The organism is Natrialba taiwanensis DSM 12281 (assembly GCF_000337595.1).
GTDB classification, from domain to species: domain Archaea; phylum Halobacteriota; class Halobacteria; order Halobacteriales; family Natrialbaceae; genus Natrialba; species Natrialba taiwanensis.
Map to the genome: position 1 here is coordinate 1 of NZ_AOIL01000042.1, position 19,904 is coordinate 19,904.

General features: G+C 61.1%; 20 protein-coding genes. 10 read left to right on the forward strand and 10 right to left on the reverse strand.

Features of this window, described 5'->3' with window-relative positions; translation table 11 throughout:
- The first annotated feature begins 298 nt into the window (after window positions 1-298).
- Window positions 299-727 carry a DUF7344 domain-containing protein gene (locus C484_RS10545; RefSeq protein ID WP_239640966.1) on the forward strand — a complete coding sequence of 143 codons (429 nt, stop codon included), beginning with the start codon at window positions 299-301 and terminating at the stop codon, window positions 725-727.
- Between the two features lie 159 nt (window positions 728-886).
- Here C484_RS10545 and C484_RS10550 read toward each other — a convergent pair whose 3' ends face one another.
- Together C484_RS10550 and coxB are read right to left on the reverse strand one after the other, a co-directional pair.
- Entirely contained in the window at window positions 887-2,059 is a 1,173-nt protein-coding gene (locus C484_RS10550; RefSeq protein WP_006825937.1) for an NAD(P)/FAD-dependent oxidoreductase, read from the reverse strand.
- A 413-nt stretch (window positions 2,060-2,472) separates the two neighbouring features.
- The gene (gene coxB / locus C484_RS10555) at window positions 2,473-3,246 is read right to left on the reverse strand and encodes a cytochrome c oxidase subunit II (RefSeq protein WP_006825938.1); all 774 of its coding nucleotides are present in this window, start codon (window positions 3,244-3,246) and stop codon (window positions 2,473-2,475) included.
- 219 nt (window positions 3,247-3,465) lie between these two features.
- Here coxB and C484_RS10560 point away from each other — a divergent pair, with 219 nt between their 5' ends.
- Together C484_RS10560 and C484_RS10565 are read left to right on the forward strand one after the other, a co-directional pair.
- Window positions 3,466-5,751 carry a DUF6789 family protein gene (locus C484_RS10560; protein ID WP_006825939.1) on the forward strand — a complete coding sequence of 762 codons (2,286 nt, stop codon included), beginning with the start codon at window positions 3,466-3,468 and terminating at the stop codon, window positions 5,749-5,751.
- Window positions 5,748-6,329: a hypothetical protein gene (locus C484_RS10565; RefSeq protein ID WP_006825940.1), complete on the forward strand. Its 582-nt coding sequence runs from the start codon at window positions 5,748-5,750 to the stop codon at window positions 6,327-6,329. The genes C484_RS10560 and C484_RS10565 overlap by 4 nt, the downstream gene beginning before the upstream one ends.
- Before the next feature lie 192 nt (window positions 6,330-6,521).
- Here C484_RS10565 and C484_RS10570 read toward each other — a convergent pair whose 3' ends face one another.
- Window positions 6,522-7,382 (reverse strand): manganese catalase family protein, encoded by an 861-nt coding sequence (locus tag C484_RS10570; protein ID WP_006825941.1) that lies wholly within the window; start codon window positions 7,380-7,382, stop codon window positions 6,522-6,524.
- A 193-nt stretch (window positions 7,383-7,575) separates the two neighbouring features.
- Here C484_RS10570 and C484_RS10575 point away from each other — a divergent pair, with 193 nt between their 5' ends.
- Window positions 7,576-7,992, forward strand: coding sequence for a hypothetical protein (locus tag C484_RS10575; protein ID WP_006825942.1), 417 nt, complete (start codon window positions 7,576-7,578; stop codon window positions 7,990-7,992).
- A gap of 6 nt (window positions 7,993-7,998) precedes the next feature.
- Here C484_RS10575 and C484_RS10580 read toward each other — a convergent pair whose 3' ends face one another.
- Together C484_RS10580 and C484_RS10585 are read right to left on the reverse strand one after the other, a co-directional pair.
- Window positions 7,999-8,913: a cytochrome c oxidase subunit 3 gene (locus C484_RS10580; protein ID WP_006825943.1), complete on the reverse strand. Its 915-nt coding sequence runs from the start codon at window positions 8,911-8,913 to the stop codon at window positions 7,999-8,001.
- Window positions 8,914-8,996: 83 nt separating this feature from the next.
- The gene (locus tag C484_RS10585; protein WP_006825944.1) at window positions 8,997-10,382 is read right to left on the reverse strand and encodes an NAD(P)/FAD-dependent oxidoreductase; all 1,386 of its coding nucleotides are present in this window, start codon (window positions 10,380-10,382) and stop codon (window positions 8,997-8,999) included.
- A gap of 151 nt (window positions 10,383-10,533) precedes the next feature.
- On the opposite strand from C484_RS10585, the gene C484_RS10590 reads away from it, so the two are divergent.
- Window positions 10,534-11,568 carry a D-2-hydroxyacid dehydrogenase gene (locus tag C484_RS10590; protein ID WP_006825945.1) on the forward strand — a complete coding sequence of 345 codons (1,035 nt, stop codon included), beginning with the start codon at window positions 10,534-10,536 and terminating at the stop codon, window positions 11,566-11,568.
- Window positions 11,569-11,783: 215 nt separating this feature from the next.
- Window positions 11,784-12,212: a universal stress protein gene (locus C484_RS10595; protein ID WP_049915379.1), complete on the forward strand. Its 429-nt coding sequence runs from the start codon at window positions 11,784-11,786 to the stop codon at window positions 12,210-12,212.
- A gap of 80 nt (window positions 12,213-12,292) precedes the next feature.
- On the opposite strand, the gene C484_RS10600 is transcribed toward C484_RS10595, so the two are convergent.
- Window positions 12,293-12,724 carry a DUF7344 domain-containing protein gene (locus tag C484_RS10600; RefSeq protein ID WP_006825947.1) on the reverse strand — a complete coding sequence of 144 codons (432 nt, stop codon included), beginning with the start codon at window positions 12,722-12,724 and terminating at the stop codon, window positions 12,293-12,295.
- A 130-nt stretch (window positions 12,725-12,854) separates the two neighbouring features.
- Window positions 12,855-13,889: an aspartate-semialdehyde dehydrogenase gene (asd, locus tag C484_RS10605; RefSeq protein ID WP_006825948.1), complete on the reverse strand. Its 1,035-nt coding sequence runs from the start codon at window positions 13,887-13,889 to the stop codon at window positions 12,855-12,857.
- Between the two features lie 368 nt (window positions 13,890-14,257).
- Here asd and C484_RS10615 point away from each other — a divergent pair, with 368 nt between their 5' ends.
- On the forward strand, window positions 14,258-14,521 hold the full coding sequence (locus C484_RS10615) for a hypothetical protein (protein WP_006825950.1): 264 nt from the start codon (window positions 14,258-14,260) through the stop codon (window positions 14,519-14,521).
- A 303-nt stretch (window positions 14,522-14,824) separates the two neighbouring features.
- Here C484_RS10615 and C484_RS10620 read toward each other — a convergent pair whose 3' ends face one another.
- A complete protein-coding gene (locus tag C484_RS10620) occupies window positions 14,825-15,016 on the reverse strand; it encodes a 30S ribosomal protein S17e (protein ID WP_006666749.1) in 192 nt (63 codons plus the stop codon).
- A gap of 221 nt (window positions 15,017-15,237) precedes the next feature.
- Between C484_RS10620 and C484_RS10625 the strand changes: the two genes are divergently transcribed.
- Entirely contained in the window at window positions 15,238-16,233 is a 996-nt protein-coding gene (locus tag C484_RS10625) for a hypothetical protein (RefSeq protein ID WP_049915381.1), read from the forward strand.
- Between the two features lie 95 nt (window positions 16,234-16,328).
- On the opposite strand, the gene C484_RS10630 is transcribed toward C484_RS10625, so the two are convergent.
- Window positions 16,329-17,021 carry a DUF447 domain-containing protein gene (locus C484_RS10630; RefSeq protein ID WP_006825952.1) on the reverse strand — a complete coding sequence of 231 codons (693 nt, stop codon included), beginning with the start codon at window positions 17,019-17,021 and terminating at the stop codon, window positions 16,329-16,331.
- The gene (locus tag C484_RS10635) at window positions 17,018-17,869 is read right to left on the reverse strand and encodes a triphosphoribosyl-dephospho-CoA synthase (RefSeq protein WP_006825953.1); all 852 of its coding nucleotides are present in this window, start codon (window positions 17,867-17,869) and stop codon (window positions 17,018-17,020) included. The genes C484_RS10630 and C484_RS10635 overlap by 4 nt, the downstream gene beginning before the upstream one ends.
- A gap of 570 nt (window positions 17,870-18,439) precedes the next feature.
- Here C484_RS10635 and C484_RS10640 point away from each other — a divergent pair.
- Together C484_RS10640 and C484_RS10645 are read left to right on the forward strand one after the other, a co-directional pair.
- Window positions 18,440-19,369: an A/G-specific adenine glycosylase gene (locus tag C484_RS10640; RefSeq protein ID WP_006825954.1), complete on the forward strand. Its 930-nt coding sequence runs from the start codon at window positions 18,440-18,442 to the stop codon at window positions 19,367-19,369.
- A gap of 7 nt (window positions 19,370-19,376) precedes the next feature.
- Window positions 19,377-19,904, forward strand: a complete 528-nt coding sequence (locus C484_RS10645) for a hypothetical protein (RefSeq protein ID WP_193364809.1) — start codon at window positions 19,377-19,379, stop codon at window positions 19,902-19,904.

Consider the following 19,904-nt stretch of genomic DNA (forward strand, 5'->3'; position numbering starts at 1 on the left):
GCGTACCGGTGAGTACTGGAGTGAGAGATCCTCTGGGAAACTCGATTCGCCGCCTCCACTCATACTCATACTAAGTTGCCCCACACAGCCGCTGCTGTGTGGGGCATCTTATATTTCATAATTGCAATTGCCTAGTACTAACTCCCGCCCACTATCGCTGGTAGTGATATCTGTCGGTATAGATCCGAGTTCAGATTGGGAGTCCGTTTGCGAACCCATTAGAAAGCAGGGTGATCGAAGCGCGTCCCAAATTTATTTGGAGCGAGGTTTATCTGGGTGTGACTAGTAGGCACACATAATGTCAGATTGCAGTGGTTCTGAACTCGATACTGTGTACGAGCTTTTGTCGAGTTCACGATGTCGACATCTCATGTATTCCTTTTTGGATGAAGATACTGTGACTATTGTTGAGCTTACGCAACAGGTAGCAGAGTGGGAGCAGGGAGTGAAGACGGAGTCGATAGCGATGTCGTTGCACCATCAGCAACTGCCACGTCTCGCTGATCACGGGATGGTTGAAGTTGAGTACGGAGAGAAAGAGGATACGGTTCGAGCGACGGCGGCGTTCGAGCGAGTTCAGGAATTGGTTGCACAGGTAAGTGCAGTTGAGGAGGAGGGGGGGGAAGCGAGTAGCCCACGTGAGTTTTTCGATGGGGATGAGGCTGCGATCGGGTCTGGAAAGGAGATTACTGCTGGGTCGAATCTGGAATTGGGAGGCGGGCATTGAAGCCGGTGTTGTGGTGGAACGAGTGATGCAGGGTGGGTGGTTGTGGGAGTAAGTGATGTGTTGTGCTGTGTTGGGTTGTTCCTTCCCTAGTGTGCTATCGAGAGGGGGGGGGGGGTAGTGGTGGAGTCCCGTGTCCTGTAGCCGCGGGTACTGCGACTATTAGTCGTAGGTGTGGAATTCGATCGCGCGTTCGAGGAGTTCGTCTGGCAGTCCAGGGACTTCTTCGGCGCGGACGGGACCGAGTTCATCGAGAAGGTCGAGATCGCGCGGAAACGGTCTGCGTTGCCAGTGGATCGAAATGCCGGCTTTGGCTCCGTCCGCGAGTGCGATGGGGATTTGATTGTGGCCGGGTGTCAGGTCGCCGACGGCGTAGACGTTTTCGACGGAGGTTTGGCCGTGGTTGTCGACGGCGACGGTGCCATCGTCGTTGAGTTCACAGCCGAGTTCGTTTGCGAGGCCGTTGTTGTAGTCTGCACCGTACATTGCGAAGCCGCCGGTGTATTCGCGAGTGGTTCCGTCCTCGAATTCGAGGGCGGTTAGCCACCCGTCTGCGTCGTTCTGGACGCCGGAAATCTCTTCGTGGATGATGTCGATTGGATGGGTTTTGAGAACGGTGTCGGTGTCGTCGCTCCAGGTTGGGGGGTCACCGCGTGTGAGGAGGTCGACGGTATCGGTGAAGTTGAGCATGATTGCGGCGACGTGGGCGGCGCTTTCAGAGGTACCCATCACGTAGACGGGTTCGTCGATAAACATGTATGCATCACAGTGGAGACAGTAGTGGAGTCCGCGGCCGGTTCGGGGAAGGGGGGGATCTGGTCGAACGTCGGTAAAGCCAGTTGCAAGAACGACGTACTCAGCGGTGTAGGTGGTCTCAGTGCCAGAGAGGGAGATCTGTGGTGGGGTGGTTGTGTTGTCGGGTGTATTGGGTTTCGCGGTGTCGGTATCGGTGGTGGTATTGGTTTCGTCTTCGCTGTCACTTTCGGAACGAGTCTCAGTGGGTGCTGATTCTGATTTTGATTCTGATTCTAATTCTGGCGCTGATGTTGATACTGGCGTTTCCGTTGAACAGGACGAGATCACGTCTTTGTAGACGGTACAGCCATATTCTCGGAGTTGTTCAATGCCTGTCGAGAGGAGTTCGGTACCGGCTGTGTCCTCGGTGATGCCGATGACGTTGTGGACGTCCTGCATCATTGCGGCACGGCCGCCGCCACGGTTGATGAGTGCCGTTTGATTGCCGAGGCGCGTACAGTACAGAGCAGCGCTGAGTCCGGCCGGTCCGCCCCCGACGACGATGACATCGAACTCCTCGTGTGCTGGGTTGTCGGTCATAGGCACCGTTCCACAGAGAGCGATAAAAAGCCCGTTTGAGAATCGATGAGGATAGTGCTGGTAGCGTCTCGTGTCGGATGGCCGTACCGAGAAGTCACCATACAAAGCTATCCGGTATACTATTCGGTCAGATTTGAAACGTGTCACCCGGAACACTAACGTCCAGCCTCATCCCGTGGCGGCGTGCCGCGTCGGCTGGCTAACCCTCGTGCCGGGGGAGAGAACGCCAGAAGTCGTGGCATCCTCCAGATGCTGCTTGTCACGTGCCCGGGTTCGCCGTACTGTCATCGCACCCGAATGGGTTTGCTCGGACGGGGACTAAAGGCACGTAGGTGGTCTAGGTGCCCGCTTCGTTTAACTCTTACATGCTCGTTCGACGAGTTCGGTGATTGTCGGTCGAGCGCCTGCTGTTTTCATTCGGGTTGTGGTGTGTCGGTGACGGTTCCCTCGCCGTCGTGTTCTTCGATCCACTGGTCGTAGGTTTCGGGTTCGACGACGATGACGTCAGCGTCCATCCGCGAGTGACCAGCACCGCAGAACTCGGCGCAGACGGCGTCATAGCGGCCGGGTTCGGCGATTGTTCGGGCGCGGGTGTAGTCGCCGGGGAACGCGTCCTGTTTGATACCCAGATCGGGGACGAACAGCGAGTGAATAACGTCGTCACTGGTGAGCCAGATTGTCACGTTCTCATTGGCGGGTATCACGAGTTCGTTTTCGGTCGTGATGTTCGAGTCGGGGTAGCTTGCTTCCCATGACCATTGGTAACTCTGGACGTAAATTTCTTCGTCGCCGGTGTCGGGGAGGTCGTCGAACGATTCGAACGTTTCTTGGCCGTTGGTCTCGCCCTCGATTGCCTGTGACGGCGAAACGTACGGATTAACGAGGACGCTGTATCCGGAGAGGCCGACGAACAGTAGGATGATCGCTGTTGCGGCGGTCCAGGTGATTTCGAGGGCAGGGTCTTCTGTGGTCGGCTCGGGGTCGTCGTTGTCGTGGAACTTGACGGCCGCATAGATGAGGATCACGAGGACGAACAGGGTGAGCGGGAGGGCGACGTAGAGCAGTTGGTACTCGAGGCCGTCGATAAGTTCTCGGTTTTCCGACTGTGCAGCGACTGTGCCGGCCAGTACGAGGTTCGAGAGCGCCGCGATGGCGAGTGCGACGATCGTTCGTCGGCGGCTACTCATTGACGGGGGATTCGACAACCAGGCTGATATACGTCCTGCATAGCTCAGTGAACTGTAACGATATCAGATAAGTATGGAGGAGAGTGAACGAGAAAGGAGATATAAGTTGTACAGAAACTCATGACGAGAGGAATTCATCTTTATTGGGATTGATGGTGACGACACCGTTATGCAGGATGTCGGGCAGTGTAGTCGGTACAGGAGGGGTGACAAGCGACGATGAACCGCGCACTCGTGGAAGTATCACTGTTTGGCGCTATCATTATCGGTTGTCTTCTGGTTGTCCTTCTGGCACAGCGGCTGCGAGCCGAGCCGTCGCCGGACGGCGGTTATGCTGTGGGTCGGTCGCGCCAGTTCGGTCTCGCGGACGTGAAAGCGGCTGCTGTTCGGTGGACGACAACGACGAATCATCGCGAGATCGGATTGCTGTACATCGCGTTCGGCACCGTGGCGGCGATTTGGGGTGGAATCGACGCGATGATGATTCGCACGCATCTGTTGACACCGGCGGCGAATCTCTGGACTGAACAGACGTACAACGAACTGTTCACGATGCATGGGCTGACGATGCTCATTTTCTTTGTCGCGCCGGTGTTTTTCGGGATCGGGAACTACTTCCTGCCGTTGTTGATTGGGGCCGACGACATGGCGTTTCCGCGGCTCAACGCGATCGGATTCTGGTTGTTGCCGCCATCGCTTTTGCTTGCGCGTCTGGGCATCATTGCCGAAGTAACGGGATCGATACTCGCGATCGTCGTGCCGCGCGACCTGCTGTCCGTCTTGCTGGCGTTTCAGGAGCCAGCGATCGGCTGGACGATGTATCCGCCCCTATCACTGGATCCGAATCCACAGACGAATTTCCTCCTGTTAGGCCTCCATTTGAGTGGCATCGCTACCACGATCGGTGCGATCAACTTCATCACGACGATCATCTACGAGCGCGACGAGTCGATCGGCTGGGCGAATCTCGATATTTTCTCGTGGAATATGCTCGTCACGAGTTCGATTATCGTCTTTGCGTTTCCGCTGCTCGGGACGGCTGTCTTAATGCTGCTGTTTGACCGGAACTTTGGGACGACGTTCTATGCAATTGAGGGTGGTGGGCCGCTTCTCTGGCAGCATCTGTTCTGGTTCTGGGGGCATCCGGAGGTGTATATCATTTTCCTTCCGGCGACCGGGTTGATGAGCCTGATACTGCCGAAGTTCGTCGGTCGAAAGTTGTTCGGATTCAAGTTCATCGTCTATTCGACGATCGCGATCGGCGTACTTTCGTTCGGCGTCTGGGCGCACCACATGTTTACGACCGGTGTTGATCCGCGCGTTCGGGCGAGTTTCATGGCGACCTCAATTGCGATTGCCGTGCCAAGTGCGATCAAGGTGTTCAACTGGATCACGACGATGTGGAACGGCGATGTGAGGCTGGCTGCGCCGACGATCCTCTGTATTAGCTCGATCGGGTTGTTTATCGTCGCCGGTGTCACGGGCATCTTCCTGGCCGTTATTCCCGTGGATATCATCTATCACGGGACCTACTACGTCGTCGGCCACTTCCACCTCATCGTCATGGGGATCATCCCGCTGATGATGTTCGCTGCGAGTTATTACTGGTATCCCCTGATTACGGGCCGCATGTACGACCGCAGACTGGCGATTTTCCAATCATCGTTGCTTGTTGTCGGCTCTGCACTCACGTTTTTGACGCTGTTGGCGCTTGGATATCTCGAGCAGCCTCGTCGGTACGCGACCTATCCGCCGGAGTATTCGGGGCTGCATATCGTTGCGACTGTCGGTGCCTTCATCATCGGTATTAGCGTACTCATGTGGATTTATAACATGATATGGTCGTATTTCCAGGGCAAGCCGGTCGAGACCGCCGATCCGTGGGACTTGAAAGCGACCGAACAGTTCACGCCCGAGTGGCGGTGGTTCGAGGACCGCCTCGAACGCAAGCGCGGCGTCGCGCCGACCGAACCGGAAGAGACCCGACCGTCATACGTTCCCGCACGGGAGGACCGCCCGCTCTCGATCTACAGTCGGATCAAGCCGGTCGCACGGACCGTCGCGAACGATGCGGGAGCAGGCGCGGCTGGTGGTCTCTTCGGGACTGTGCTCATGTCGGGGATGCTCCTGCTGGCAGTTGCCCTGGGTGTGTTTGATCTCGCGACGTTCGCGGACCTCGCGACACTCGTTGGGTTACCGGCGAACATCGGACTCGGCTACGCGCTGTTCCTCTTTGCGGGGATGGCGGTCTGGCCGCTGTTGTTCCTCTCGCTGGGAGAATATCTACCGGGTGAACTCACGTTCGTGACGGGGCTGTGGTACGCGACAGTTATCGCATCTGGCTTCGCGATTGCCTTCTATACCGGCCAGACCGGACTTGAGCTTGTTACGTACCTCATCTTCGTGATCCTCTCACACTGGATCTACGGGCTGGGACTCGCGGGAACGATCACGTATCTCGGCGGTCGACAACGGCGTCCATCGACGGAGGCCGAGAACGAATGAGCGGCGGTGACGACGTGTCCGCCGAGACGGACGAATCGTCCGCTACCGGCACGGGACCGACTGAACCGACGATAGCGTCCGAATCGCTGTTGCTAACCTACGCTGCACCCTTTCTTGGCGTCCTTCTGATCGCAATTGGGCTTCCGCTGTCGATCGTCGGCGGATACGTCGTGATTCAGGACGGTGTCGGCCTCTGCGGAGACCCCACGATCACGGCGACTCACGTTGACGAATACGATGGGGTACCGGCCACTATCGAGACGCTGCCAGCAGCAGAACTCACGACAGCCGAACAGGAAGCCCTCGAAGAGGCGATCGAGAGCCCACTACAGGAAGCGAAAATCGAGGGCGATCTCCAGAATCGAGAAGCGTTTCTCGAGGGGGTACTCGTCGAATACGAGGGCGAGGAGTACTACGTTCAGATTACCTCTCAGAACTCCTGTCTCGAGGTTCAGCCACTGTTGTTCCCGATCGGTGGAATCGCAATTCTCATTGGGATTCTGGGCGTCTTGACGCCGCCGATCTATCGGAGGATGGCTGGGTTCGAGGAGCGAATGCAACGCGACCAGTCGGAGTAATCGTCGCCGTTCTTCTGTTTTCGTGTTCTCGCGTTCTTGCGTTCTCCGTTCTCGTCACCGATCACGAGCCTGCACGTTGCACGCTGACCGTTCGCCGAACGCACCCCAGAGATGGCAGTCGACCGAACGATGGCATCCAACCGTCGGCTCTCGGATAGCCGGTTCCACAGCAGGAAATCTCAACGACGGTGGCTATTTGCCCGACGTGGTCGAGTCATCCGAATTGTCCGACTCGCTCGTCCGATTCGGTTCGTCGTTCGTCATTGGGTCGGGCTGTGGAGCGATGACCTCACCGTCACCCGGCTGTTCGGCAGCGTAGGAGAACTCTCCCATTCCGTCCGGCGACTCGCCCTGCGTCCACGGATAGCCGGGATCGGATTGTTCCTCCCGTCTGGTCGAGATGAACGTGTAGTTGAACTCCTGGTTCTCCTGTTCCTGTGGGAAACTTGCAGGGACCGGCACGGGATCATCGAGCGTCTCCAGCGCGCGCAGCCACTGGTTCTGGTGCATCGTGTCCCGTGCAATGAGATAGGACAGCATGTCCTTCATACCGGGGTCGTCGGTATACTCCCAGAGGCGGGTTGCGAGGGTGCGCCCGGTCGCCTCGGCCATCACGTTCGCGTAGAGGTCGCCGGCGAGGTTGCCTGATGCGGCGATGTAGCCGCCGGTGAAGGGGACGCCGTTACTATCGACTGGCATCGCGGACTGGCCGGCCGAGAGGAACTGCCGTGGATTCTGTCCGGTCATCGCGGCGGCCGTTGCCGCGGTCTCCTGTGCATCCTCGCTCATCTGCTTCGGCGAACCGCGCAGGTTCTTCGTCACAGCGGTTGCGAGCATCTCGATGTGCCCGAGTTCTTCGGCGGCGGTTTCCATCAGCAGGTTGCGATACTCTTCGTAGTCTTCCGGGAGCGCCCAGGCCTGGAACATGTACTGCATGGCAACGCGCATCTCCCCTTCCTGCCCGCCGATCGCTTGCTGCAGGAGTTTTGCGAAGTGTGGGTCCGGTCGTTCGACGGTAACCTCGTACTGGAGTTCCGGCTCTTGGAAGAACATCCACTGATCCCTGCCCAGCGCTGGCGGGATAAATCTCTGTTGCGGACGAGACTGAACGTATCGCCGCCTGGAATCCCCCTGTGACTGGGTAGTCAGCGCCGGTGGCAATGGCAATCGTCTTGGTGCGTTTCTCGGATTCGTTGTGTCGTCATGCCAAACGATTATATCGACGCTGCTGGTCGGGGACCAGCGCATGAGCGAGAATACGCGGTGGCCGATGGCGCGACGCACGTTCGTCAAATGCGGTGCCGTCTCGACGGGTGCGCTGTTGGGAACATCAGGCGCGAGCGCGCGTATCGACTCGACATCTCGGGAACCCGAGACGGAGCCTGTCGATCACGGACTGCTCCTTCCCTATCAGTTTCGCCCCGGGAGCCGAGTCACAGTCGCCGCATCCGAACTCGACTGGCAACCGGAGCGGTTCGAGCGTTCGTATCAGACGAACGTCATCACATACGATCATGCACCGTCGTATCGTGCCTTTCTCTTTACGGAACCGAACGGGATCCTCGCGCCAGCACAGTCGCTCGAGTTCAGCGGCGTCGAACGATCAGCGCAAGCTGCCGGCCGGGGGGTCGTCACCGTCGGCCTTAATTTTGATTTCGAGTGAGTACCCTCAGATCGAAGCGCCGACGTAGAGGACGACCACGAGGAACAGCCAGACGGCGTCGACGAAGTGCCAGTACAGCGAGACGGTCGCAATAGAGGTATCGCGGTCCGGCCCGTAGTAGCCGCGAAGCGCCCGCCAACAGAGGATGGCGATCCCGCCGATACCGAGCGCGACGTGGAAGCCGTGGAGTCCGGTCAACCCGAAGAAGGCGCTCCCGAAGATGCCGCTCGTGAGGGTAAAGCCCTCCGCGGTGATGAACTCGTAGTACTCGTAGGCCTGGCCGGCGAGGAAGACGATGGCGAGTGCGAGCGTCGCACAGAGTAGTGTGAGAAAGCGTCGCCTGTTGCCGTGGCCGAGTGATTCGTGAGCGTAGTGGAGGGTAATGCTGCTGGTGACCAGGAGTGCGGTGTTAATGATCACTAGCGAGCCGAGCAGCGGCGGAAGTTCTGCGGCCGGCCACGTCCCGACTCTGATGAAGAAGTAGTAGATGAACAGGCCGCCGAACGTCGACACGTCGGTCGTGAGAAAGAGCATCGTGGTCGAGACGTACGACCCCCGAGACTTGTGTGGCTCCTGTCGCTCGCGCGCGGGTGCCAGAAACGCCTGGTTGAGCCAGCCTCCGATACCGGCCAGGAGTGCGGCCGCGCCGACGACGGCGAGGCCGATACCGATCGGGCGCGGCACGAGTTCGGTTTCGGCCCCGAAGATAAAGAGCGCGAAGCCGCCGTAGAGAGCGGCAGCGCCGGCCGCGGCGATAAACGGCCAGCGGCTCCGGTGGTTGTGTTCGGGTTCGCCGTGGTCCCCGTGGCCGCGGTGGTCGCCGTACTCCTCGGGTGCCTGTCCCTCTGGAACGTGGTGGCCCGAGCCGTCGGCTCGGGCGGTGTCGTCCGCGGGCGGATCGGTGTGTCCACCAGAATCCATACACCCGCTTCTACGTCGATCCCGAAAAAGACTCCCGCGTAGGGGCAGGCCGGGTGCGGTTGTGCCGTCGGTCGAGTCGGGAGTCAGTAGAGATAGTCGTCCGCGTCGAACTGCACGTACGTACCGTTGCGGTAGGCGAACTTGCGTTTCTTGTACGAGACGAGAAGTTTTGACGCGGCGATACCGGCGCCGTAGGTCCGGTTGAGCAGAACGTTCTCGCCGCTCCCTCCCTGCATGTCGGTGACGATGTCGAACGCTCGGTCCCAGTCATCGGGTTCGTAATCCGCGACGATGTCGGCGAAGGCGACGTTCCGGAGGATCTCGTCGCCGATCGCGCGCTTCCAGAGATCGTTGTAGTGCTCGAGCGAGTCCGTCGCGGCGAGACGGCCGGCGATTTTGCCGGTGCGGACGGCGACGTGATATCCGCCCTCGTGGAAGGCGGAGGTCGTCCCCATCGCACCGCCGGCCACGGCGATGTTCGCGCCGACGGGCGAGTCGATCGGCCGCGTCGAGGAAATGGGGTACGTTTCGGTGCCCGTCGACTTGCCGCGGTCCTCGACGATCGGCATGTCCGACTCGATGTCGTACTCGTCGCCGAACTCGTGCTCTAAGAGGCGGGTGATATACTCCGAGCCCGACGGAAGGCGCTCGTCCGAGGAGTCGAGTAGCGCGTAAGACGCAGGGTTGTCGACGTCTTCGAGTTCCATGCCGATCGGCATCGTCAGCCCGACGCGGGCGACGGTGCCGTCGTTGGGGAACACCCACGGATAGGCGGTTTCGCCCGGCATGTATCCCCACCAGAATTTGAGCCAGTCCGAGTCGAACAGCTCTTCGGGGAACTCCCGATACTCCTGATAGGCGATATGGTTCGCCGTCGGCGGCGAGAGTGCGTCGGCGATGCTTCGTCCCGGTGGCGTGAACTGATCCAGTGCCTCGAGTGTAATGCGTCGCTGTGGGCCATCGGCGAGGATGACGTACTGGGCTTCGATCCGGTCGCCGTTCGAGAGCGTCAGCGTGTGCGTTGGCCCCTTCGGGCTCGACGAGCGGAGATCCGTCTCCAGATCCGAGACGCCGGTTCCCACGCGCAGGTCGGCCCCCGCGTCGGTCGCGCGCTCGTAGAGCCAGTCGTCCATCCGCGCTCGGTGGAAGGTGTAGCCGAACTTCGGATAGCTGGCGTCCATTCCCGTCGTCGTCAACTCGACGGCGCTGTTCGGTCCGACGAACTCGGTTCCCTCGAGTTCTTGGAGGACGACATCGTCCGGGATCTCCGCGTAGTCGAAGTCCATGATGTCGATCCAGTAGTCGAGCATTCCGGCAGCGTCGGTCGAATCCGGTCCGAGCCCCTCGCGGTCTTCGCGAGGCACTCCCTGCTCGAAGAGGACCGTCTCGGCTCCGTGTGCGGCGGCCCGTTCGGCGGCGGTGGCACCTGCGGGACCGCCACCGACGACCGCGACCTCAACGCGTTCCATACTCCGTGTGGAATGAGTGGCCCGTATTAAAGTACCTGTATTTCTCGTCTGGAATCGACCGCGTGCGACGACGCGTGCGCGGACAGCGAGTGTCAATGCCCGCACGCCGTCAACGTTTTTGACCGTTCCACACGAGGGCACGTGTATGAGTATGAACTCGAGTGATGGGCCCGATGACCGTCCCAGGAGTACTGATAAGGGTGGACGCACGGATGAGACGACTACCGGAACTGAACCGGACGTGCTCGTCCTCCGACAGGGGACCCACGGCGTCCCCGTCGAACAGTACGCCGGCGCGCTCCGTGACCGACTCCCGGACCACACCGTCTCCCTCGCCCGAACGCCCGCCGCCGAACGCGAGGCCATCCGCTCTGCCGCGTTCGTCACCGGCATGATGCTCGACAGCGACCTGCTCGAGCGCGCCGACGACCTCGATGTCTTCGCATGCGCGTATGCCGGCACCGGCCACCTCCCGCTCGACGAACTCTCGGAGCGGGGTGTCACGGTGACGAACGCATCGGGCGTCCACGGGCCGAATATCGCCGAGCACGTCCTGGGGGCGATCCTGGGATTCACGCGGCGGTTTCACGTCGGCGCGCGCAGACAGCGCCGCCGGGAGTGGCGCCACTACAAGGCCCACGAACTCCAGGGATCGACGGTGACGGTCGTCGGACTGGGAGCGATCGGCCAGGCCGTCTGCGACCGCCTCGACCCGTTCGGCGTCGAAACGATCGGCGTGCGCTACTCGCCCGAGAAGGGCGGCCCGACGGACGAGGTCGTCGGCTTCGAGGGCGATGCGTTCGACGACGCCCTCGCGAGAACCGACTACCTCGTTCTGGCTTGTCCGCTCACGGAGACGACGCGCGGCCTGATCGATACCGAGGAACTGGTCACACTCGATCCCGAAGCCGTCCTGGTCAATATCGCCAGGGGCCCCGTCGTCGACACCGACGCACTGGTGAGCGCGCTTCGGTCGGGAGCGATCCGTGGTGCCTCCCTCGACGTGACCGACCCCGAACCGCTCCCCGAGGACCACCCACTGTGGACGTTCGAAAACGTCCAGCTCACGCCCCACAACGCCGGCCACACGCCAGCCTACTACGACCGTCTCGCCGATATCGTCGCCGAAAACGTCCGGCGCTACACCGCCGGCCGCGACGAACTCGTCAATCAGGTCTCGCTGTAACGCCACTCCGCTCGAGTTCTTCGTGCTGCTCGGGATCGGTTCCGAGACTGTCCGCGTCCCCGCATGTCCCGTCCGTCCGAACTCCACTGCGGATACTTTTTTGCCCCGCTCCCGCGATATGCCACTATGGACACCACAGTTATCGCCGCTACCGAAGCGTTCGACAGAGGGCACAAACAGTGCCCGCGGCGTTCCGCCGGCACACGGAGGCGACGATGACACTCACCTTCGACGGAACGGTGATCGTTCCCGTCGCGGACCCCGACGACGGCAAGCAGACGACGACTGCACTCGTTTCGCATCTCACCGACAGCAGCCACGTCGTTCTCGTCAACGTCATCGAGAAAGGCGGTGGAACGATCGATAAGGCCTCACCCGAACAGCGCAAGGAGTACGCCGACGAAATCTTCGCGGCCGCGCGCAAGCCGCTTGCGGACTCACCGGCGGTGATCGAATCCGAGGTCCTCTACGGCACTGCCGTCGCCGAGACGATCTTTGCGGCCGCAACTGAACGGGACGCAGAAGCCGTCGTGTTCAGCCCCCGAAAGAGCAACCGGCTCGTTGAACTCCTGTCCGGCGATGTCGCCAGACAACTGGTAAAGAACGGGTCCGTTCCGGTCGTCGCACTGCCACAGAACTCCTGATTCGTTTCCGTTTCGTACACTGTCTTCGTCTTCGTCTCCGTCTCCGTCCTCACCCCACTCTCTCCCAACTGTTCTCAAGGTCAGGCGATCGTCGCCTCATCCTCCGCAGCATCTCTCTCGGCACCGACTCGCTCGAGTTCTTCGGCCACTGCTTCCCCGTCCTCGCGGAGCGCCACCGTGTTCGCGTCCGGATCGAACGCGACCAGCCCAGCCTCTGCGAGCCGCGGGACGTGGTTGTGTCGAAGCGAACTGTGAACTCGTTTTCGGGTGCCAAACAGCGCGTCGCCGGTCATGGCGAGGACGCCGGAGCGCTGGTCGTCCGCGTCCGTCTCGAGAACGACGAAATCTGCGAGATCGGCGAGCGGAACCGGGTCCGTCGAGGCGCGTGTCGCAAGACAGCGAAGGACCGCTCGACGGTGGCGATCGGCAAGAACATCGATATCGGCGTCCGTGTCCGCCGTTGCACCGACAAGCGGGGTCAGCGATTCGGGATCGGAGATGACTGGAAGCATATCTCACCGTTCGCATCGTATCTATTTGGGCCCCGTGCCAAAATAGCGTGGGAAGACCGCTATTCGAACTCGATCGAAAATGTCGTTTGTGCCCGCATTCGGATCGCTGCCGCCGATGATGGTCCCGTTGTTACAGGTAGCCGTTCTCGGCGAGCAACTCGCCGTTCAGCACGCTCGCGCCGGCAGCTCCGCGGATCGTATTGTGGGCCAGACAGTTGTACTGCAGCCCGAACGGCGTCTCCTGCATCCCGCCCGCTGCGACGGCCATCCCGCCGCCGACGGTGCGGTCCATCCGCGGCTGCGGCCGGTCCGGTTCGTCGAAGACGTGGATCAGCGGCTCCGGTGAGGAGTGCAGGTCGAGCGAGGGGAACGTCTCCATCGCTTCGGCGGCGGCCGCCGCGTCGAGTTCAGCTTCGGTCTCGACCCAGACGTTCTCGAGGTGGCCGTCGATCGTCGGGATGCGGTTACAGGACGCCGACACGGCCATGTCGTTGTGGGTCAGCGACGCGCCGTCGAACTCGCCGAGGAGCTTTCGCGATTCGGTCTCGAGTTTGTCCTCCTCGCTGCCGATGTAGGGGATCGCGTTGTCGATGATTTCCATCGAGGTGACGCCGTCGTAGCCGGCTCCGGAAACGGACTGCAGGGTCGAGACGTGGACCGTTTCGAGGCCGAACTCCGTCAGTGCGGCGAGCGTCGGGACGAAGGTGATCGTCGAGCAGTTCGGGTTCTTGATCAGCGCGCCGTCCCAGCCGCGTTCGTCGCGCTGGACTTCGAGGAGATCGAGGTGTTCGGCGTTGATTTCCGGGATAACAAGCGGCACGTCGTCGTCCATTCGCCCGTTCGACGAGTTCGACGAGACGACGTAGCCGGCCTCGCAGAAACCGGGTTCGACGGCTGCGCCGACGCTCGAGGGGAGCGAGGAAAACAGCAAGTCGATGTCGTCCGGGATCACATCGGGTTCGGTCGCCTGGACGGTCATCTCCGCGACATCGGACGGGATCGGGCTATCGACGCGCCACTTGGCGGCCTGTCGGTACGTCTTGCCGGCACTCGAATCGCTCGCTGTCAGGGCGGCGAGTTCGAACTTGGGGTGCGGGTCCAGAAGCTGGATCAATCGCTGTCCAACAGCGCCGGTCGCGCCGAGTACGCCTACTCGTACTGCCATTTTGTGTCACTGTGTATCGTGGCCGCAAAACCGTTTGGATTCGTATCGCACGCGCCCCATCACCATTTTTATTTACATATGTGCACTTTTGATAGTCACACCGTAGAGTCGGTAGCGGCCGCAGCGCCGCGGTCGCTGCGACGCCCATAGAAGAAATTAAGAAAACGGGGCGGTATCTTTCGACCGATGAACTCTCGACAGACCCGATTCGATGCCAGTGTCGGTCGCCCGGCAGTGCCGTCCGGGTGCCCGTCGGCGGGGCGGGTTCCTGGATCGACTGTGACTGCGGCCGATAGTTCGAACACGGCGCGTTCGCCGTCGCTGACGGCTGTGGCGACCACCCGCCGGACTGGATCGGAGGCGAACCGATGACGGACACGACGACGAGTTCGAAGTCGCGCGAACCCGGGCTCTTCGAGACGCCGTTTAGTATCGGAGCGACCGTCCTCTCGGCGGTCAGTGCGATCATCGCGGTCCTGTTCTTCTGGACCGGCTTCCAGGGGTCGACACTGCCGGTCGTTGGTATCGAACTCTCGCTCCTGACCGGGACCGTTGGCTCGTTGTTTGCGCTGCTCGTGGCGGTCGTCGCGCTCGTTGCTGCGTTCTACATGGAACTCGGCTTCGATTATTGACGGCCTTGTCGTCGGATCACGGTTTCCGTAGCTAGCGTTCACGAGGTGAGGGGATGGATCAGGCCGCTAGTAGTGTAACTGGTGACGTAGTGTCGCCCTCTGCTTTCGATTCCGTCTCGCGTTCTGCCGGCCGATCCGCAAGAATCGATCTGTCGGCTCGGAGACGCGCGGACGCCGTGGCTCGCGTAGTGCCGGAGTGCCGAAATGCAGCCTGATTCTCAGTTGGTCTTGCAAGTAACTGCCAAGTAATCGCCAAGCGATCGGCTCACCGGCCGGGACAACTGAAGACGAGAACTCGACGGATTATGCGGGAACCTGCGCGCCCTTCTTTCGCGTCACGTAGCCTGCGATGCGGTTGCGAACGCCCTTGGATTCGACGTTGGTGAGCTTTTCGACGCTGTCTTTGTTCTGTTCGAAGTCGGTCGTGAACGCGTCCGGGTACCGCTCCAGCAGGAGGTTCCCGGTCTTCTTGACGTAGGCCGGTTTGATTGCCATGCAGGGACGTTCCGTCCAGAGGCTCTTAATCCCTTTCTCTTTCGTTTTTGTTCCCATTGCTCTCCACGCCGGGTTGTGTCTGGATTCGAGTTCCACTGATCGGTTCGCCGCATCCGACGCTGTATTTGACTCTAACATTCTCTATTTTTGTACTAATTACCAATACAGAATTCTACACTAGATCAATGAATTTAAATCATACCAACATACATTCGGATATGATGTCACTACATTTCAGAGAAGCAACGGACGTATACAGGAAAACGTGGCCGTTCGTTCTCCTGCAACTCGCTATTGGCACCGCCTTTGCACTGCTTGGAGTGATCTATCTCGCCCTGGTTGTCTGGCTTGGAAGCCTGTTCCTCTGGGGTGACGGCGGGGGTGGAATCCTCGTTGTCGCACTCGTCATGCTCATCGCACTCGTGAGTTTTGCGTATATCTGGCGGTTGATCAAACGATACGTCCTCTATATGGTCAACGCTGGACACGTCGCTGTCATCGCACACATCGTCGAGGAGGGTGAGGTCCCGGAGAACCAACTCTCGTACGGGACGACGCAGGTCCAGGAGTACTTCGTGTCCGCATCCGGCCTCTACGGCGTCAACGTCCTCGTCGATGCGATTCTCAAACAGTTCACCCGTTCAATTGCCCGCGTTCAGGAACTGATCCCCGTTCCGATTCCATCAGAACTCGAGGCACTGATCGATGTCCTTCAGAAATCGATCGTCCTTGCCGTCCGGTATCTCGACACCGCAATCCTCGCGTACATGTTCGTCGACCGAAACGACAACCGGTGGGCATCGGCTCGCGATGGAGTCGTCCTGTACGGCAAAACCTGGAAAACGGTCCTCGGATCGACGCTTCTGATCGTCGTCGGGATGTACGCCCTGTCGTTCGTCCTGGCGACGCTGCTTGCACCCGTCGCAGTCGCCCTCGACGTTCTCCCGCCCGCGTTCGAACTGCTCTCGTGGGTCTTGGTCGCCGGCGTCGTCGCGGTTGTCCACGCTGGCGTCGTCAAACCCTGGGTCAAAACCGTCGTCATCACGACGTTCCTCGTCGAACAGCGTGAGGAAACCACCGACAGCGAAACGATGTCGTGGATCGAAGACCGCTCCGACCGGTTCGGTGAACTGGTCGAGAAAGCCGAGAACGACGCTCCGGTCGACGACGATCACCCGGACGCCGGTCGAACGCCAACCCCCGGCGAAGCAGCCTGAACGATCCGATTCGAGTTCACCCGAGTCGGTACCGCTCTTTCGAGCCGTCTTTTGCAGCGCGCGTTCGAGCCTGGACTGCAGGTCCCTTGCGTGTCTTACCACTCAGCGTGGTCTCGAATGCGTTCGATGGCCAGCCGTTCTCGCGGCCCCCCGGCGCGGTCGACGACCGACGCGAAGAACTCAAGTCGGTTCCGTAGCGTGGTCTCGTCGTACCCGGAAACGCCGAGCCGAGAGGCGGCGACAGTCGCTTCGATGACGGCGTTGAAGCCGCGGTTGATCGTGGGAACGGTCTCGCGTTCGATTTCGGTCTCGATCGGTTCGAGTTCCCATTGCTCCCACGTTGTGCCGTCGTCGGATCCGGAATCGACCGGATCGGCGGAGACGCGTGCCCAGGCGGTAGCGGTGTCGAGGACCGGTTTCTCGACTTCATAAATCGTGAGGGCGGCGTCGGCGAAGACGACGGGGTCGGTGACGAACTGGACGTAGCCCTCGCCCTGTCGGTGGAAGTTCCGACGGGTTCGGGTATTGCCCCAGGTTCGAGCGGTGACTGGTGATGTTTCGGGCGTGCGCTTGTCCTCGGCTGTGTCGGCGTCGGCATTGTCGGCGTCGTCAGCGTCGGTATCGCTGGCGAACAATCCGAGTGCGGCGACGTTCCAGCGGTCGTTGGGGCCGAGCGTCGTGACGATGGATTCGGTGACGCCGGAGAGCGGTGCGGGCCAGGCCGTCGCCCCGGAATGGGGGCTCGTTTCGTCCCCGCTGTGTGTGCCCGCGTCGCTTCCGTCGTTCATATCTCGACCGTGTCGTGCTCGAGGGCGATGAAAAGCCCGGCCGCGGTGATATCCGCCGTCGTTCCCGGATTGATTCCGCGATCGACGAGTTCAGTTGCGAACGTTTCGACGGCGTCCCGATCAGTGGCAATGGCGTTGCGGTCGGCCAGCGCGGCGGCGCGCTGGCTCACCTCCCGCGCGGTGGCCTCGTCGTGTCGGTTTGCGACCAGGGTGTCGGGGCGGTCGGCGAGGAGGGAGAGGAAGACCGCTGCAGCGCGGTCGGGCAGTGGGCCTGACTTGGTTTCGAGGCGGTCGGCTGCGGCGAACGAGCGCTCGAAGCCGGCGGTCCATTCGCGGGCGACGTCGTCGCCGGGGACGCTTCGGTCCATCACGTCGACCAGCGTGAGTTCACGCGCTTCGAGTGCGGGAATCGCGTCGGACCCTCGGCGAACGTCGAGCGGAGCCATGTCCGCCGGCGGGTCGGGGACGAAGACATCGACGTGTTCGAACGCGCGGTAGAAGGCTGCCGCGTCGGCGACGGTCGTTTGCGTGACGACCGATTCGACGGCCGACTGCGAGAGTTCGTTCCGCGTGGCTCGCACGAGCGGCACGAGCAAGAGCAGTGCGCCGAACTGGGTGTTGTCGCCTTCCTGGGCGGCCATCCCTTCGATAGCCCGTTCGAAAGCGGGACCGATTTCGGAGTCGGTTGCAGCCATTTCGAGTCCGTCCCGAGCGCCGACCGCGCCCGCGAGAAAGTGTTCGAATCGTAGGTCGTCGAGATCGCGGTGGCGGTCGACGTTCCCCGGTTTCGGGGTGCTTGCGACCTCGAGCAGGAGTGCCAGTTCGCTGTTCTGTGCTGGCGTTCGCATGGGTTGATCGAATGACTGCGACGGCTTAGGCGTACGGTTGTCGACATCGGTCCGGCGGGCCGGTTACGATCGACTATCGACGCAACCATGCCGCCGAAAAACGCGACAGCCCCGCGACTTGGATCCGGACGGGAGTTCGTTCGACGGTCCGTACGGCCGTGCTGGCGTCTGTCAGATTCACGAACGCCAGTTACCTGGAATCCGTTACTTGGCCTTCTCGTCGTCTTCCATGGAAGACGAGTGGTGAACCGTTCGGTTCTCCTTCGGAGTACGCATCTCGTATCCCTGTGACGTGATACTTGATTTTCTCCGATCCTCCGCAACCGGTTTTTGCGAACAGATCGACGGAGGTCGTCCGGTGTATCCTCGCGGTGCTGCTACACTATGTGTTACGGTAGCAATGAACATAAACGTTCTCTAGCGGGACGGAGACTGTGTGGCTTCCTAACCGAACCCGGAAGCCGTGAGACTCCTTCTGTAATGAGTAAACGACTGTTAGATGAACGCTACCTGGGTTTGCGAACAACCGACACCACCATCCCTAAACCGTCCATCCGCCAAGTGTCATCGATGACTGACACGGAGGCAGCACCGACGTGGAGCCTCCCCGATGACCGCGACAGCGTTCGCGACGCGCTGATCGACTGGTACGAGGCCGACCACCGCGAGTTCCCCTGGCGACGGACCGACGACCCGTACGCGATCCTCGTCAGCGAAGTGATGAGCCAGCAGACCCAACTCGACCGCGTCGTCGAGGCTTGGGAAGCGTTCCTCGAGCGCTGGCCGTCCACAACTGAACTCGCGGCGGCTGATCGCGCCGATGTCGTCGGGTTCTGGACGGATCACAGCCTGGGATACAACAATCGGGCGAAGTACCTCCACGAAGCCGCCGGACAGATCGAGTCGGACTACGACGGCCGATTTCCGGAGTCACCCGACGAACTTCAGGAGCTGATGGGCGTCGGCCCGTACACCGCAAACGCCGTCGCGAGCTTCGCGTTCAACAACGGCGACGCCGTCGTCGATACGAACGTCAAGCGCGTGCTCTACCGCGCGTTCGACGTTCCCGACGACGATTCGGCGTTCGAGGACGCTGCGGCCGATCTTATGCCCGCCGACCGCTCGCGAGTCTGGAACAACGCCATCATGGAACTCGGCGGGGTCGCCTGCGAACAGACGCCGTCGTGCGACGAAGCCGGCTGTCCGTGGCGTGAGTGGTGCAGTGCCTACGCCAGCGGCGACTTTACTGCGCCGGACGTACCGACACAGCCCAGTTTCGAGGGAAGTCGCCGTCAGTTCCGCGGCCGCGTGATCGGGACCCTTCGAGAGTACGACGAACTCGAACTCGATACGCTGGGTCACCGAGTTCGCGTCGATTACGCGCCGAACGGCGAGTACGGCCGCGAGTGGCTCCGCGGATTACTGACGGATCTAGAAGCCGACGGCCTGGTTGAACTCGACCGAAACGCGGAACCGGTCGTCGCACGCCTCCGGCGGTAACGTATGGGTGTCGGGGATCGATTGTTGTCGGCTGCGTGTCGTGGCCGTCTACCGCGAGGAGACGAGCCGAGTCGCCGATGCCTTCGAACTGCTCGTGGACGGCGAGCCCGGCGACGTCCAGCCGTCGGACCGCCACGATATGTTGTCCGCGGGTGACGAACTCGAACTCGGCGAGTTCGACGCTGGGACCGAACTCACCTCCCGGTGGGTCGTCCCGGACGAGCCACGCGAGATTCGCAGCCACGTGGTCGTTCCCGACGCCGCGTTCGATATCGACTACGACGCGAACGACGGCGAGGTGACCGTCGAACACGCCGGCAGCGACGAAATCGGTGCCGACGCCCTGGATATCGTCGTCGAACCGACGCGGATCGAACCGGCCGGCTGGGACGAGTACGAGACCGTCACCGAGGGCGATACGACGACCGTCGCCGTCGACGGTGAGGCCTGTGCAGGGAGCGATCGCGACCCGATCGGAGTCGTGCTCGTGTACCGGGCGAACAGTGCGATCACGCACGAGCGAATCGACGACTGA